The sequence below is a fragment of the Proteiniphilum sp. X52 genome (assembly GCF_003712195.1).
Lineage (GTDB): Bacteria > Bacteroidota > Bacteroidia > Bacteroidales > Dysgonomonadaceae > Proteiniphilum.
In genome coordinates, this window is record NZ_RDSD01000005.1 from 183,277 (window position 1) to 198,937 (window position 15,661).

Consider the following 15,661-nt stretch of genomic DNA (forward strand, 5'->3'; position numbering starts at 1 on the left):
ATTATTTCCTCTCAAAAAAACATTTGCCGTTTATCCATGTTTGTAAAACATCCAGATTCTCGTTTAACACGACGAAATCGGCGTCGTAACCTTTCTTTAGTATTCCTTTCTTATGTCCAATCCCAAGAACCATAGCCGGATGATGGCTTACCAACTTCGAGGCGTGCACCAGATCTAGCCCGAGCCATTTTACGGCATTTTTTAATGCCCGGTCCATTGTCAGTCCGCTTCCGGCCAGCGTGTTGTCTTTCACCAGGCGTGCGGGAGCGCCTTTATGGGCGAATTCAATCTCCCCGCTGTTGCCAAAGACAAAACGTCCGGCTCCTAAACCTGCACCCACATTGGCGTCGGTGATCAAACAAACTTTTCCGGGGCCTCGCGATTTGCATTTGAGCGCTGTTTTTACGGCTATCGGATCCACATGCACTCCGTCAAGAATAAAATCCACGCCGACCCGCTCGTCGGCCAGGATGGCTTCCACGGCGCCACAAGGGCGCACGCCGGGTTCGGAGACGGGGGGACAGGGGAAAACGTCGTAGAAGTGCGTGGCATGACGCGCCCCCAAGGCTATGGCGCGTTGAGTTTGTTCTACCGTTGCCGCCGTGTGGGTAATAAATACGGGGGTATTGTTCTCGGCCATGAACGGGATCAGCCGGTCGATGCCTTCCACGTCGGGGGAAATGCTGAAAATGGCCCTGTAGGGTTTTGCGGCTTGAATCAGAGCTTGTACTCTTCCTTCATCTGCTCCGCAGGTGGCTCCGGCGCCTAAAGCTCCTGTGATCTTGAGAAACGGTCCTTCGAGGTGGAAACCCAATATTTCCGTTCCTTCGGTCTCTGTTATGGACAACTCCGAGAGAAACTCTGCATCTTCTCCTTTAGGCCTGGGAGCTAATGTGGGCAAAAATCCTGTAACTCCGTATTGAGGTAAAATTTTACAGATTTCTTTCAAATCTTCCCCGCCGTTGTCCACCAACATGTGCTGAATGCCGTGTATATGCAGATCGATGAATCCGGGCGTGATATACGATTCACCCAAATCAATCACATCACATCCCGGAGGAGATTCTCCTATATCGATAATTTTTCCTCTACGTGTTGTGAGATATCCTTTAACTATTTCAGAGTCTGAAATTATAATCCCCTTAAAAGCAACTTGATCATTATTTTGCATATGTTCAACGTAACCTGTATTTATTTTTATCATCTAAAGAGTAGGAGGGTACTACGCATGCATTCCGCCATCCATCAAGATGTTTTCTCCATTTATATAAGCGCCGGCATCCGATGCCAACAGCACCATCAGGCCCTTTATGTCGTCGTTGTTCGCCATTCGTCCTAAAGGAACTTTCTTGTTGTAATTCTCCAGGAAGCGCTCGGGTTGATTGTTGAACAAACCTCCAGGACTCACGCAATTCACCCGGATGTTTTTTCCGGCATAGACACGTGCCAAGTAACGGGTTAGGTTAATTATTCCTGCCCTGTGGAAATAGTAATCGGGAGGCGGTATGCCCAGATTCGTACCTTCATAGTTGGAAAGGTCCGGACCAAACATTCCCATCATAGAGGCTATATTTATGATACTTCCTCCGCCGCTTTTCTCAATTAAGTCTGCCATTTCACGTAAAATATCCATAGCTCCGGTTGCATTTATACGCATGGATTCGGCAAAATTCTCAATGGGATCATTATACGTCTTCATCGGTCTTGAGACGGCATTATTTACAAAAACGTCTAATTTCCCAAATTTTTTGGTGATTGACGCTTTTAGGGCTACCACAGAGTCATGATTCCCTTGATCTACCGGCATGGCATGAACATCCCATCCATTCTTCCGGAACTTAGAGACTGTTTTCACTACCTTCTCCATGTTTCGAGAAGCAATGATTATGGTTCCTTCAGCCTCTGCCAACCCTTCTACGATGCATTTACCATAGTTTCCAGCGCCACCTGACACTAAAATTATTTTACCTTTTAAATTCATCAAATCTTTTATGTTCATTTTAAATCTGTTAAAACTTAGACATGTCTATGGTTTTTCCACCTTGTTTCGAACTTTCAATAGCCGCAATGATGGTTCGGATGATATTTTCCGTTTTATGGAAAGAAAGCCTGGAGGAGCCTTGCTCTACGGATTTGACAAACTCCATAATGTTGTCTCTGAACATGGAGTAGGAATTTTTTATATCCATTAATCGCCATCCCTGCTGTCCAAATAAAGATATCTGGAATGTACCCGTAATGTCCATAAACAAATGAATTGTTGCCTGAAAACCATTTGCAAACCCAATATACACAATCTCTTTGTTTTTTTTACCGATGGATTTGACGCACATGGGTTTAGGATCATTCAAGAGAGCGAACAATCCTTCCACAATATGAACGCCGTACTTGATCCAATCTTTTTTGCCTACCGCTGTTGCAAGTTCGAGCTTACCCAAAGAGTCAATCTCTTGTTTTACAATCCTGGTCTCATTGGCGTAACGCATGGACGAACACGACATGATCAATTTACCTTTAGCATTTTCATCAGCAAAATATTGCAGATCTTCTTTTGTGTTTGCAAGTGGTTTATCGATAAAAATAGGTATTCCCGCATCCAAAAAAGGTTTAGCCATGGCCACATGATTTTCAGGGTCATCTCTTGATAAGAGAATTGCGTCCACAAGAGGAGCCATGTCTTCCAGCTTATTCACTATTCGGGGTATTTTGCTTGATTTAGCGATACTTTCCGAAATTTCGCGGTTCTGTGTCCATACACATGTCACTTTTGCGTTGGATATTCCGAGTGTGTCTTTATTTGCTTCCAAATAATTCGCGACAGCCGGATAACCGATTTTCGTTATTTCACCGGCATCAAACACTCCATTTATAATAGATGACCATGAGTAGGGGTGTGCATTTCCAAGACTCATTCCGATTATACCCATTTTTATCATGTATTTTAATTTTATCTGTTACGTTAACCATTTCATTTTATCCCAATAGGGGAGATTGATAAAATCCGGTTCAGGATATGCTAATTGCCTCGCTTGATCCAGTTTTTCTTTACTTAAATAAACCCCATCTACCGTTCTTAGCGCTTCTTCCAAATATTCTTGCCTGTCAATGCCCACCAATACCGAAGAAACTTCCGGAAAAGACAATGCAAATTTGGTGGCTAATGCCGGCAATTTATAATTGGTCCCCTCCAATAATACGTGGTATTTTGCAATGTGGTTTTCGACGTCTTTGAGTGCATGATGAAGATTTTTCCCCCTGTCGCTTAACAGACCCTTTAGTAAAACCGACCTTACCACTATCCCGACACCTTTCTTTTGTGCATCCTCAAACAGATCTCCTTGTCGCTGATCCATCAAATTAAAAGGAAGTTGAATCATATTCCAGAATCCGCTATCGATTACTTTTTTAGAAACCTCGTTTGTATAGCTTGAAACTCCGGCGGCCTTAAAAATCCCCTGGTTTTTAAAGTCTGAAAAAGCATTCAAAATTTCATCACTATCCAGAATTTCCATGGTCGCTTGATGAAGCATATAAATATCTATGTAATCGGTTTGTAGAGCTTCAAGACTTTCAGTCAATGATTTTTCTATAATACCTTTAATATCTTTTTGGGGCGGTAGTTTCCCTTTCTTGTCGAGTAGAGGGACACATTTGGATGCTATTACCACTTTCCTGCGTCTGTCTTTGAAAGCTTTACCCATGATGCGCTCGCTGTTTCCATACATTCTGGCCGTATCAAAAAAATTAATTCCGGAATCTGAAGCTATCTGAAGTAGTTCTACGGCTTTATCTTCTGAAAGCATATCCTTCTCGCTGTTTATTCCTATCCCGTAAGGCATACCAATTTCTACTCCGCCGAAAGCTATTTCAGAGATGTAAATTTCTGTATTTCCTAACTGTCTTTTATTCATGAATTGGTTGAATAGATAACTGATTTTTAAATAAGTGGCAGCTAACTTTGGGCTAATAACTACTTATCCGTACGTTCCTTTAGATTTGTTTTTCACAACCGATTCAATTTTATAAAACCTCTTATTAATTCTTGACAATATGTATTTAATCCAATTACATCTGCTCCTATGCTTATGAACTGATATCCCATATCTATCAGCTTGCCGGCATTATCGAGATTTCCTGTTGTAGCAGCAAATTTTCCGTATTTTCGGGCAACTTCCGCTACACGTTTCCGAGTTTCCATTAGCAGAGGATGCTCCCACTGTCCCGGTGCGCCAATCCCCTGGCTAAAATCTCCGGGTCCGAAAAACAACATATCATATCCTTCAAGCGATGCTATGGCTTCTAAATCATCCAACGGTTCGGGATCTTCTATTTGCAAAGCAATGAATCGCTGTTCATTGGCTTTTTTCAGGTACTCACAAAAATCCATGGCAGAATATGCTCCGTCTGCATTTCCACCGTCAATGGAACGGCGTCCAATAGGATGAAACCGAGTGAAGTAAACCACTCTTTTTGCATCTTCCAAGTTCATGATATGCGGTACTAAAATTCCGGTTGCATCCAATTCCAACGGTTTGATATAGTCACTGTAACTTCCGCGCGAAACACGCACCATAATATCCACATCGTGTGATTTTGCCGCCCAGTTCTGTGCTTTTATATCTGCCCAGTCCTGCACCACGTGCTCTCTGTCCAACCAGAGACAGTCAAATCCTGACATAGCTGCTATCTCGGCAATTTCCCCGCCAGGTAGATTCAATTTAAAGCAACTGACAGTTTCGCCGGCTCTTAATTTTTTAAGTACTCTACTTTCTCTCATATTAAAATTTCTTTTAATTTCCAATTACAGATATTTCAATTTTTCGTTGCTTTTTCTAAACTACATGGTTTTTTGCAGTTGTTGGTGTTAAATGTATTTGTTTTTCACATTCCAACGTTTAATTAATACTTTATTCAACCGCAGTTTTCGTGTATTTCTTTACCAACCACAACAACACGATACAAATCAAAATGCTAACTGAAGCAAATTGATAGACCAATTTTAGGTTGAAGTTTGAATCGCGCAATGCTCCTCCAACGTAAATTCCCAAACCGCCGATCAAGGTAGCAAACATATTTAAGATTCCGTAACCTGTTGCCCGATACCTTTTATCAACGGTTAGACTTAAAATCGGCATTAAATTAGTGTCAACAAACATCCTTGATAAACCGTAAATCAAGAAGAATACAATGGCTACGGTCAAAACAGTTGTAAAACTGCCAAAAAACACGGCCAGTGCTGCAATTCCGAGTCCTATCATTGGAACTAGTATTCTTGCATAATTATTTTTCTTGCTCCATTTATCTGACCAAAATGCACCAATCAGCAATCCTGCAATGGATGCGGGATATAGATAAGCCGTAGCATAAAAACCAGCTAATGTTTGTGATAAATTAAATTGTTCTTTATAGTAAGTAGGTAACCAGGCCATTATCATCCAGCCTACAACTCCCATTACACCCCAAAAGACAAAGAGATAAACAAATGATTTTCGAGACAAAAGATCCAACATTGCCAAACCAAATTTCACTGTATCTTTTTGATCCACTTTCCCTTGAATCTCATCTTGCTCTTTAACAGCTACGTTCTCTTTCGGAGCATCTTTTAGAATAAATAGTAAAAAAAATGCGTACAAAATCCCGATAATTCCAAAAATATGAAAAGCATACTGCCACGTGTGGTTTTCGGCAAGCCAACCGCCTATAAAACCAAGGCTTTGACCGAGCATGATGCCTGTCATATGCAGTCCGGTAGCTCTCGACTGGGTTGAGCCAGGATGGTAATCCAAAATTAATGCCAATGCTGCCGGCACATAAAATGCTTCACTTATCCCCATTAAAGCACGGGTAGCCAATAATTGATCATATGTAGAGGCATGTGATGTAAACCACGTCACCAAAGACCAGACAAAAAGACTCCCAATAATTACTTTACTTCTACTAAAACGGTCTGCCATAAAACCGGCAAAAGGACTTAACAGACTATATACCCATAGAAACACGGATGTCAATAATCCAAATTGGGCTTCTGTCATAGGTATTCCTTCTACAATGGAGCTACGCATGGTAGCTATCATGGTTCGGTCAAGATAGTTAAGCAAGCCAACGACAAAAAGCAAGCCGACTGTAAGCCAAGCGTCTTTGGGCAAATTCTTTATCTTCATTACCCCTGTTTTTCTGTTACAATAATTATCATTTAGTTAATTAATTTCTAATACTGAACCTGCAATATGCCTGGTTTTATTATCTTTATTAAAGTAATACACAACCAATACTCGTTTTTTGTCTAACATCACAGACCAAGTGTATCCTAAATCAGAGTTTCCTCCATCATCACGCAAAATAAATTCAGGAGTGGTTGCAAAGTCAGTACATTCCGGATTTAAGATTCTAGCTCGAATTCCATAAGGCTTATGCCTATATCCGTAAGTCAGTAAAACTCGTTTATCCGGTAATCTAAGAGCATGCAATGGATGTCCTTGGAAGCCCATACTTTCCCATTTAAATGTCTTTCCACCATCTGATGAGCGGGCTATACATGCTTGATCGTCCATATTGGCAGTCCTTAAAAATGCCACTAAATCACCTTTAGGAGTTTCATAAATCGAGGTCTCGTTAAAAGAGGCTTTATCATCCGTTGCTACAAGACCTGAATAGTTCCATGTCAAACCTTTATCATCTGATACTAATAAGTGAGTGGATGTTTTTTTTATCGGTATTGAATCATTTACCGTAACCACCCAGAAAATGCGACCACTATTCCCTTCATATAAAGCTCCTCGATTATATGCCGGAAGAGGTTCTCCTAAGGCATTCAAATAAACATCATCGTCAACATGAGGCGGATAAAGGGGGGCTCCCCATGTTTTCCCACCATCGATTGAACGTACCAGATAACCGCCTAAGAAAACAACACCATCTTTAGTAGCAATAACAGGTTTTTTCAGATTGTCGATACCTTCCTGTCGTAAAAACGCCCATGTATAGCTGGTACAGAGTAGTGTCCCATCTCGTAACTTTAATAAACAAGGATCCTGTGATCCGCCAAAAGGATGCGAGTATATGAGATGTGGTACTTTTGTCCATTTTTCCCCATCATTTGAACGGACCATTACTAAATAGCTGTTAGGATCGACATGCATATTACCTTTTTCATGAAATATTCTTCTATCCGGAGCTCGGCGAAAAGCAACAATAAAATCTTTCTTACCATTTTTCACAACCGAAGGAAATGAAGAATAAAACAGTGAATCTTCATAAATAACAATATCTTTTATTTTTTCTATTCCCAAAGGGTTTTCCAAATTATTATGTTTTTCTCTTAAAGTACAAAAAGTAAGTAAAAAAAACATGCAGATAATTAATGTTGAAATTTTTTTTATATTCATATGAAACATCATCAACAATTTTTGATTAGGTTTGACTGATTAATGATTATTTTAAAATGGTGACTCTAATTAAATTTCAACGAATACAAATCAGCATCTTTCATGAAAATTCTCAAACGGACCTTTTTTGAGGATAGCGATTCTACGTTTTTATTTCCTTTCCAGGTTACAATTCTTGAGATTTCATTACCAATAATTGTATCTGAATCATCCATCGTATAACCAAGGATTGGCCTCCCGTCTTCGTCTTGAATTTCAAATTTTAGTTCACCAGCCGCAGAGGTTGAATAGTTTATTTCAAGTTCTTTGCCTGAAAAAGTAAATACTTTGCTGAGAAGTTCCCCTCCTTTATACGGAGCAGACAATGACGTAAATCCATCCAATCTTAAAGAATATCTGTGTAAATGAGCCGTAGGTTGAGCGTAATCTTGGTTAACATATATGGACATTTCTGTTGGACTAGTCTGTACGACATTCAGGGCAGGATAATTAGATCGTGAAACCCAATTGTCTAATCCGATTCCTGGACGGATAAATGCTTCCATAAAGGTACGATTATATACATTCCCTCCCCGTGAAGTCATCAAAAAGGCATCCGAGCAATCTTTGAAATAACCGGGATTTACATTGAGTTTTTTTGCTTGTTCTTCTGTCAAAACCTGACGTCCGGGCATAAATCTACCACCAATGGCAACATATATATGTGGAGCCCTGAAGTACGGGCTTGTTTGTTGAGTATAGAGATGCTCCATAGGGGCATCACCAAATGTCATAGCTTGTGGTTCTGACCAATTGATGAAATCATTTGATGTCGAGCGCCCCACAGATCTAAATCCTTTATATGAAGTAAATCCACCATCAGACCAGATACGAAAATAACAAACATAACAATTTTCACTTTCGGACCAAAATGCAACATTTTGCGAGTCGAAAACACCCTTTTTTAACACAGCTTCTTTTTGTAATTCTTTCCAATGAATGCCGTCTTCTGATATATATGCTATTAAACCCGTCTTGTCAAGTCCACCAAGTCCTTTATATTTTTGATCCGGTTTGGCTTTTGGATTATTGTCAAGAAAAGGGCTGAAATTATGAGGAACAGGGGCTACATTTGCCAGAACAACGTTATTGTCTTTTGATCCTTGAATCGTATGGATCCCTAAATTGGGCTTGTCCCATTTTATTCCATCTTTCGATTCTGCATAACAAGTAACTTCGTTATTGGTTCCATCTCTACCCTCTTGCGAACCTCGGTAATATGCCCTGTAAGTATTATTGTCTTGAATTATTGTCACATAACCACAGAAAGGACCTTCCCATGGTTTGTCGAAATAAAGAACAACCCCTTCATCAATGGGGGTGTGCATTTTCATTTCAATTCCATATAGCTTGTCAATCAAATAATCATCAACAAACAACTCTCTTTTGTCATTTAATTCTAATGATATTTGCCCCACAAGCGAAAATGGAATTAATATGCAAGCAATCAGATAAATAATGAATAATCTTGTCATAATGTCGGATTTTTTGATTCTATTTCAGTCATATCTTAAAAGATAAAGGAGGTCATGAGTGTCCGGTAAAAAATTCCGGGACTTTTTACCGGACACGTATGTCATAAGGACAATAAAATTATCTCAGTTCTTCTATTGGAATCTTGGTGAAATATATAGATGTTACACCTTCATGGGAAGAATAGTACGAAATCCATAAAAAGTCTTTATCTAAGACCAATCCTGGATAACTACAATCTCCGCCACTAGGCAGTTCAATTTTCTTTTTAATTACCCCTCCCAAATCGGTAACATAGATAGACATTTTAGGGTTTGAATGATCTTCGTCAAAACTTCTTGTTCCCATAATAAAAGAGTCATTATTAAAAGGAACAACATTTTGTCCTTCTATTCGATAATCCAGCTCCTTGTACGTCCAATCAGTATAAGGAGGCAAACTTGTTCCTAAGTAACCATTTGCTTTGTTGCTTCTCCTCATAAATGCGTACATCTTATCATCCGAGTCAATGTATAAAGCAGTTTCGTTAGGTTTTTCTCCTATTCCTTCGTAATCAAGTCTTTTGATCGGAGTAAAAGTTTTACCCATATCGTTAGATTTGAATAGCGTGAAATGGAGATAATCAAATGCGAAGTAGACACCTTTATGGTAAATATGACTCCACATCCAGAAACTTTCTTCACTTAAAGTTTTTTCTGCAGGATAATAGACATCGCTTCTTGTCAACTCAGAAAAATTTTCTCCATTACTGTCTGAAAAAGAAACGTGAGGCCTACGGCTACTTACTTTTCCACTCCTATAAAGTTCTCCGTCAACAAGCAGCATAATACGATTGTCAGCAGTAATAGACAGTTTAGGATCTCGTAAATCTGTAGGAGGTGCAAAATCATCTTTTACGAAATTACGTAGAATCCCCGGATGTTTTCCTTTTATATCAGGAATAATATAATCATTCCCTGACTTTTCTCTGATACTAAAATCGTAGCCGGCAATTAAATTAGGAGTATTCGCAGTGACAGCAGATTCCATGTCAGTTGCAATCTCATCAGTATTCAAGGCTTTGTCCCAAAATCGAAGAAAAATAATTCTTCCCTTGGAATAGGAGCTATATCCTAAAGGATTGGTTTTATGATTTGGAGCTTTGGAAAAGAGAACAATATCATTTCCATAAGTACTCTCTTGAGTTGTAAACTCTTTGGGATAATCTCCACTTGCGTAAAACCCTGTATTAATAGCTTTACCATCTATGTAAAGTGTTGCAGACTTTCCAGGTCCGTCATAAACGAATCCTACATGTTGCCAAACATCATAAGCTAAATTATTAGGAGTTTGATATACGCGCAAGTACGGAATTGCTATATCTGCAAACAATTGGCTATTGTTATATCCAAGTTCAAAGCCGTCTCCACCATTTCTATTACTAATTATATAAGAGTTTTTACCTATGTTTGATAAATTTACATATGCAGTAGCGGAAAAACCATCATTTAACGTAAAGTCAAAATCGTTATGGTGCTTTATCACCATATTTTGATAATTCCCGCTAAACGACAATTCTCTGGCGACATCACTTGCCGATTCGAGTTTAAGAATCTGTACAGTTTCCCATTTGGCACCGTCCTTGGCTCTAATAATACGAACCGTGCCACCATCTCCGGTGTGAGCGGGTCCTTCTCTAAAAGCACAATAGAAGTAGTCGTTAAACTTCACTAAACTCGTGAATGCAGAATGTTTTGCATCACTTGCTATACGTGTTGAGGTTACTCCATCGTATGTTTGGGCAACAGGAACATCGTATTTGTCACACGACAAGAAAATGGATGCTAATGTCAGTATATATATTTTTTTTCTCATAACAATAAACAATATTTTATTAAACAATGGTATTCACATTTTCAGATTATTCATATCCGGGGGTCTGTTCCACTAAAACTTCTCTTGATAAAGCACTTTTAGAAAGGGGCCACAAGAGCAAATGTTTTTCATTTTCTCTACCTTTTAACTTAGAGACTAAATTAAAAACTTCACCAAATCTAATCAAATCCCACCATCTTTTGCCTTCCAAAGAAAGTTCCAAAAGTCTCTCCTTTAATATAGCATCATCATTTTCTTTCTTAGATCCGTTTATGAAAATATGATCTGAATACTTATCACCGTATGCTCTTTTTCGTATTTCATTAATCTCCACCGAAGGATCTTGTCCTAATGCATTTTTGGCTTCTGCTTTCATCAAAAGTATATCAGCGTACCTGTAAAGAATCCAATCATCTAAGAAATAGCGTTGTCCCAATTCAATAATTCCATTGAATTTTAATCCGTAATTTGTAAAATACTGGTTTTCACCACTTCCCTCCAGGTCAATATAAGTTGCATTTTTTCTGGTATCATCATTTGAAAATTGATCCCTAACCCGTTTCGTGATTCTCCAAACATTTCCATTACCGGACTTTGGTGTTCCAACAATCTCTAATTGCCACTTAGGTATATAAGAAGGAACGTCCGATACAGTTGACATATACATATTATGCGCAAAAGTCATTTCTCCTGATTCCTTTAAGAAAAACCTGATTGCCATAATAATCTCTTTATTGCCTTTGTTTGAATATTTGAAAATATCTCCATAGTTTCCAAGTAAATCAACATCTGATTGCTGAATTTCATTAATTGCATCTAATGCAATTTCTATATCTTTATTTCCGCCACCTTCAACTTTACCTGTCCATAGATAAACATCCGCTTTTAATGCATTTAATGCCGGCTTTGACCATTTATTACGACCATTAGGATAAGCATTATTATTTGAGAACAACGTGGAAGCGTCATCAATATCCTGTTTTATAAATTTAAAAATTTCCTCTTTCGGAGTCCTGGGTAACTGTATCGTCATCGGATCATACTCTTCCAAAGGCTGAGTTCTAAGAGGTACGCCACCCCAGATTCTAACAAGTAAGAAATAAGCATAGGCTCTCATCGTATGAACTTGAGCTAATGCATTGTTTTTTTCATTCTCATCTCTATATTCTATTTTCGGAACATATTTCAGGATCAGGTTACAAGAGTTAATGACTGAATACAAATTATCCCAATCTGGGCCTGGATAACTACTCGAAAGGAATTGATCATAATACCTGTTATATCCAAGATTCCCAGATAAACTTTGCTCCATCATTTCACTTCTTGCTTCTCCCCAGATAAACAAGTTAAGCACTGCATCATTTCGCAATCTCGCATAAACTCCATTTAATGCACCGTCCACATCATCTTTTGTTGACCAAAATGAACCACTCGTAATGTAACTTATAGGTTTTAACTCCAAATGTTTTTCACATCCTATTAAAGCTACAAACATAAAAATATATATAAAAACTCTGTTTTTTTTCATATCAAATCTTTTATAAAATTAAAATGAAGCTCTAAGTCCAAAAGTTATTGTGCGAGGATTCGGATATCGTCCATAATCCATACCTCCATCTTCAGGATTTAAACCGGAATAATTAGTGAAATAATGCAGGTTGCTCCCTGTTATATTAATTCTCAAATTGCTTAGTTTCAATTTTTGAGTTATTCGGTTAGGAACAAGGTATGCCAAAGTAATCTCTCTAAGAGCCAAAAAATCTCCTTTCTCAATATACAACTGGCTTTCGCGAAGATTCCCCTGTTGATTTTGCCAGATATACCTTGGTGTATCAGTAATATCTCCTTGTTTCTTCCATGATTTTTCATAATATTCTTTAGTCGGCATAATGTCGCCTTGTAGTTGACCATCGAGATGCCTTCTTCCATAATTATTAATGGTATGTCCTAATGTGAAATCTGTCCGAATACTCAAAGAAATATTTTTATATGAGAAATCATTCAGAAAACCTCCTGTAATAGTTGGATACCTGTTCCCAATAATATAACGGTCATAAGAATCAATTATCCCGTTTCCATCAAAGTCTCTCCAAATAGCATCTCCTCCAAACTTTCTTTTATCTTCTTGTCCGATTCCATGATCTAAAGGTGCAGAAGCAGCTTCTTCATCAGTTGCATACACTCCCTCCAAATAATATGCAAGTATATCACCGATTCTTCCTCCTTCTTGTAAACCGCCAACCCATACCAATTCTCCTACTTTTGGATCATAAATTTGAGATCCGCCTTGTCTGTTTTTCTCAACCCCATTATCCGGAAGTTTCAATATTCGTGTTTTTACTTTAGATATATTAAAAGAACTTTTCCATTGGAAAGGAGAGGTGGGATTGAGTATATGAGCATCTAACGAAACTTCGAGTCCCTTGTTCCCGAGGCTTCCATTATTCGTAAGTACTGTGCCGAAGCCGGAAGATCCCGGCAGCGAAACATTCGTTAGCAGATCGTTTGTTATTCTATTATATACATCAACTAATAGATTGATACGGTGATTAAATAGGCCTAAATCTATTCCCAAATTAGTTGTTCTCGATCTTTCCCATTTTAGGTTTGCATTAGGAATTACAGAAGGTTGAATGGCCGCTCCTCCGAAGTATTCACTTCCTACTGCATATAATCCTTGTGCCTGATAGTCACCTAATCCTTGGATATTACCATTTTCTCCATAACTTCCTCTTAATTTAAGTTGCACTTGTCCTTCGGGTACGACATTTTTCCAAAAATTTTCCTTATGGATATTCCACCCTGCAGATATACCTGGGAAGAAGCCTGTCCGGGAGTTCGCACCTAAATTTGAAGCGCCATCATAGCGAAAATTAAATGTAAGCAAATATCTTTCATCAAAATTATAGTTGATTCGGGAGAAAAGCCCTTCAGTAACAAATTCACTTTCCCATCCACCTACACTGGTCGGCTCGGCTGCGGCATTTAAGGTTGGAATAAGATCGGTAGATGCCCCCTTTCCATAAGCATTCACCGTCCAATACTTTTTCGTGTAATACTCATAGCCTAACTTTGCTTCAAAATTATGAAGCCCTATATTATTAAAATATGTCAATATCGAACCTGCTTGCCAGTGTCTGTTATTGGAATTATATGCTCCCACATTTCTTGTAGTGTTAAAAGAAGTAATCCCTGATAAATAACCCGGCTGAAATTGTCTATATCTGACATTGGTTTCAAATAGTGATGCAGATAAGTCTAAGGTTAAACCTTTAATTATCTCCCAGCTTGAGCCAACGCCTATGGTCAGCGTACTGCTATTATTCTTTTTTTGCAAAGAATGTGGACCAACTTGGTAATAAAGGGGATTACCAAATGAGGAATTCAATCCGGGAGCATAGGATCCGTCCTCAAAGGTAAGTTTGGCTGTAGATGGAAGCGCGGCACTTCTGACAAATGTATTAATCATGGTAGTCCACATTTCATCTGGATTTCCATACACTCTATTGTCATCGACATTGGTGAACATCATCTTTCCGTTTACAGCTAAATTTGATAGAATTTTCAATGTTCCATTCATATTGTAGCTCAGCCTTTTGTAATCGGAATTTAATGCAGTTCCCTGGGCATCAAGATAGCCCAAGGAAATACTATACAATGACTTCTCCGACCCTCCAGAGGCAGAAATATTGTAATTATGAGAATAAGCAGTACGCTTTCTTAATTTTTGGAAATTGGTATCTTTGAAAATAATTGTTTTTGAAGGGTCAAAAGGATCCTGTACAGATTCCCAACCTTCATTCAATTTGTGTTTATTCTCTTCTGTTAAATACTGTGTCGTATATGCCGTATTATTTGTTAAATCATTGCCTGTTCCGTACCCCGTAGCTTGATTTAATTTTGCTAAGTTTGCAGGGTCTTTTTGACCAATCCACATGATACTTTGTCGCGCACCAATTATGTAGTCTCTTGCATTAACAAGTTCAATTTCTTTATTTTCATTTGCAACAGAAAAATCGTAAGAAAAAGAAATTTTAACTGGCCCCTCACGACCGGATTTTGTTGTTATTAACACCACACCATTTGAAGCTCTTGCTCCGTATATAGAGGTAGCTGCTGCATCTTTTAGTACCTGAATAGAACTAATATCGTTTGCTGGAATGTCATCCATGTTGGGTCTTATAATCCCGTCAACTATATATAAGGGGGTTGACCCGTTAGGATTATTAATTGATGTTCCTCCTCTTAAAATAATCCGTGGGGCTAATCCCGGTTGCCCACTATAACTCTGGACCGTTAAACCAGCTATTCCTCCCTGCAACGCTGATGCAGCATTACTATAGGGAATGTATTCCAGTACTTTTGAATTCAAACTTGAAACAGATGTTGTAATAGTTTCTCTTGATTGCGTTCCATATCCTACAACAACGACTTCATTTAAAGTCTTTGTGTCTTCTTTCAATATAACTTCAATGTAGGTCTTTCGTGCAACACTAATTTCCTGCGGCAAATAACCGACATAAGAAATCAGTATTGTTGCATTTTCAAAGACATTTAAGGCAAATTTACCATCTATATCAGTTACTGTACCATTTCCAGAGGCATTCCTTTCGATAACATTAGCACCGATAATAGCCTCTCCTTTTTCATCACGAATAACTCCTGAAACTTGTTTTTTGATTTGTTGACTTATTTCCGTCAAAACGCTTGTGTCTTCTGCCTTAATGACAGATAGAGGCATAAGTACAAGGATTATAATTAATAATCGATTGGTTTTACGTATATTTTTTTTACAAAAGACACAATGCCAGATAAGAATTTGATGAAGTTTTTTTTTCATACGAATATTGTTTAATATTTAAATATCTGTTTATCAGTAATCTAATCCGTATTTTTGATTTTATTATTCA

11 protein-coding genes are annotated in these 15,661 nt (G+C 38.4%); all 11 read right to left on the reverse strand.

Annotated features, from left to right (window positions below):
• Position 1: 1 nt before the first annotated feature.
• The 11 genes from D7D25_RS06470 to D7D25_RS06520 all read right to left on the reverse strand — a co-directional run bounded on the left by D7D25_RS06470 (position 2) and on the right by D7D25_RS06520 (position 15,591).
• A complete protein-coding gene (locus tag D7D25_RS06470; RefSeq protein ID WP_158602556.1) occupies positions 2-1,171 on the reverse strand; it encodes an N-acetylglucosamine-6-phosphate deacetylase in 1,170 nt (389 codons plus the stop codon).
• A 51-nt stretch (positions 1,172-1,222) separates the two neighbouring features.
• A complete protein-coding gene (locus tag D7D25_RS06475) occupies positions 1,223-1,999 on the reverse strand; it encodes an SDR family oxidoreductase (RefSeq protein WP_122968137.1) in 777 nt (258 codons plus the stop codon).
• A gap of 10 nt (positions 2,000-2,009) precedes the next feature.
• On the reverse strand, positions 2,010-2,927 hold the full coding sequence (locus tag D7D25_RS06480; RefSeq protein WP_221407964.1) for a Gfo/Idh/MocA family oxidoreductase: 918 nt from the start codon (positions 2,925-2,927) through the stop codon (positions 2,010-2,012).
• Between the two features lie 27 nt (positions 2,928-2,954).
• Positions 2,955-3,911, reverse strand: coding sequence for an aldo/keto reductase (locus D7D25_RS06485; RefSeq protein WP_221407965.1), 957 nt, complete (start codon positions 3,909-3,911; stop codon positions 2,955-2,957).
• A gap of 92 nt (positions 3,912-4,003) precedes the next feature.
• Complete coding sequence (locus D7D25_RS06490) at positions 4,004-4,801, reverse strand: HpcH/HpaI aldolase/citrate lyase family protein (protein ID WP_221407966.1); 798 nt, start codon at positions 4,799-4,801, stop codon at positions 4,004-4,006.
• Positions 4,802-4,907: 106 nt separating this feature from the next.
• Positions 4,908-6,161, reverse strand: coding sequence for an MFS transporter (locus D7D25_RS06495; RefSeq protein ID WP_122968139.1), 1,254 nt, complete (start codon positions 6,159-6,161; stop codon positions 4,908-4,910).
• 36 nt (positions 6,162-6,197) lie between these two features.
• The gene (locus D7D25_RS06500; protein WP_122968181.1) at positions 6,198-7,385 is read right to left on the reverse strand and encodes a sialidase family protein; all 1,188 of its coding nucleotides are present in this window, start codon (positions 7,383-7,385) and stop codon (positions 6,198-6,200) included.
• 65 nt (positions 7,386-7,450) lie between these two features.
• On the reverse strand, positions 7,451-8,899 hold the full coding sequence (locus D7D25_RS06505; RefSeq protein WP_221407967.1) for a hypothetical protein: 1,449 nt from the start codon (positions 8,897-8,899) through the stop codon (positions 7,451-7,453).
• A gap of 118 nt (positions 8,900-9,017) precedes the next feature.
• On the reverse strand, positions 9,018-10,751 hold the full coding sequence (locus D7D25_RS06510; RefSeq protein WP_148038868.1) for a LamG-like jellyroll fold domain-containing protein: 1,734 nt from the start codon (positions 10,749-10,751) through the stop codon (positions 9,018-9,020).
• Positions 10,752-10,797: 46 nt separating this feature from the next.
• Positions 10,798-12,279: a RagB/SusD family nutrient uptake outer membrane protein gene (locus tag D7D25_RS06515; protein ID WP_122968141.1), complete on the reverse strand. Its 1,482-nt coding sequence runs from the start codon at positions 12,277-12,279 to the stop codon at positions 10,798-10,800.
• Between the two features lie 18 nt (positions 12,280-12,297).
• On the reverse strand, positions 12,298-15,591 hold the full coding sequence (locus D7D25_RS06520; protein ID WP_221407968.1) for a TonB-dependent receptor: 3,294 nt from the start codon (positions 15,589-15,591) through the stop codon (positions 12,298-12,300).
• Positions 15,592-15,661: the final 70 nt, after the last annotated feature.

Bases quoted from the DNA above. Each gene is read 5' to 3' on its own strand.
- D7D25_RS06470 (WP_158602556.1), bottom strand. From the start codon at position 1,171: ATGCAAAATAATGATCAAGTTGCTTTTAAGGGGATTATAATTTCAGAC.
- D7D25_RS06475 (WP_122968137.1), bottom strand. From the start codon at position 1,999: ATGAACATAAAAGATTTGATGAATTTAAAAGGTAAAATAATTTTAGTG.
- D7D25_RS06480 (WP_221407964.1), bottom strand. From the start codon at position 2,927: ATGGGTATAATCGGAATGAGTCTTGGAAATGCACACCCCTACTCATGG.
- D7D25_RS06485 (WP_221407965.1), bottom strand. From the start codon at position 3,911: ATGAATAAAAGACAGTTAGGAAATACAGAAATTTACATCTCTGAAATA.
- D7D25_RS06495 (WP_122968139.1), bottom strand. From the start codon at position 6,161: ATGAAGATAAAGAATTTGCCCAAAGACGCTTGGCTTACAGTCGGCTTG.
- D7D25_RS06500 (WP_122968181.1), bottom strand. From the start codon at position 7,385: ATGAATATAAAAAAAATTTCAACATTAATTATCTGCATGTTTTTTTTA.
- D7D25_RS06505 (WP_221407967.1), bottom strand. From the start codon at position 8,899: ATGACAAGATTATTCATTATTTATCTGATTGCTTGCATATTAATTCCA.
- D7D25_RS06510 (WP_148038868.1), bottom strand. From the start codon at position 10,751: ATGAGAAAAAAAATATATATACTGACATTAGCATCCATTTTCTTGTCG.
- D7D25_RS06515 (WP_122968141.1), bottom strand. From the start codon at position 12,279: ATGAAAAAAAACAGAGTTTTTATATATATTTTTATGTTTGTAGCTTTA.
- D7D25_RS06520 (WP_221407968.1), bottom strand. From the start codon at position 15,591: ATGAAAAAAAAACTTCATCAAATTCTTATCTGGCATTGTGTCTTTTGT.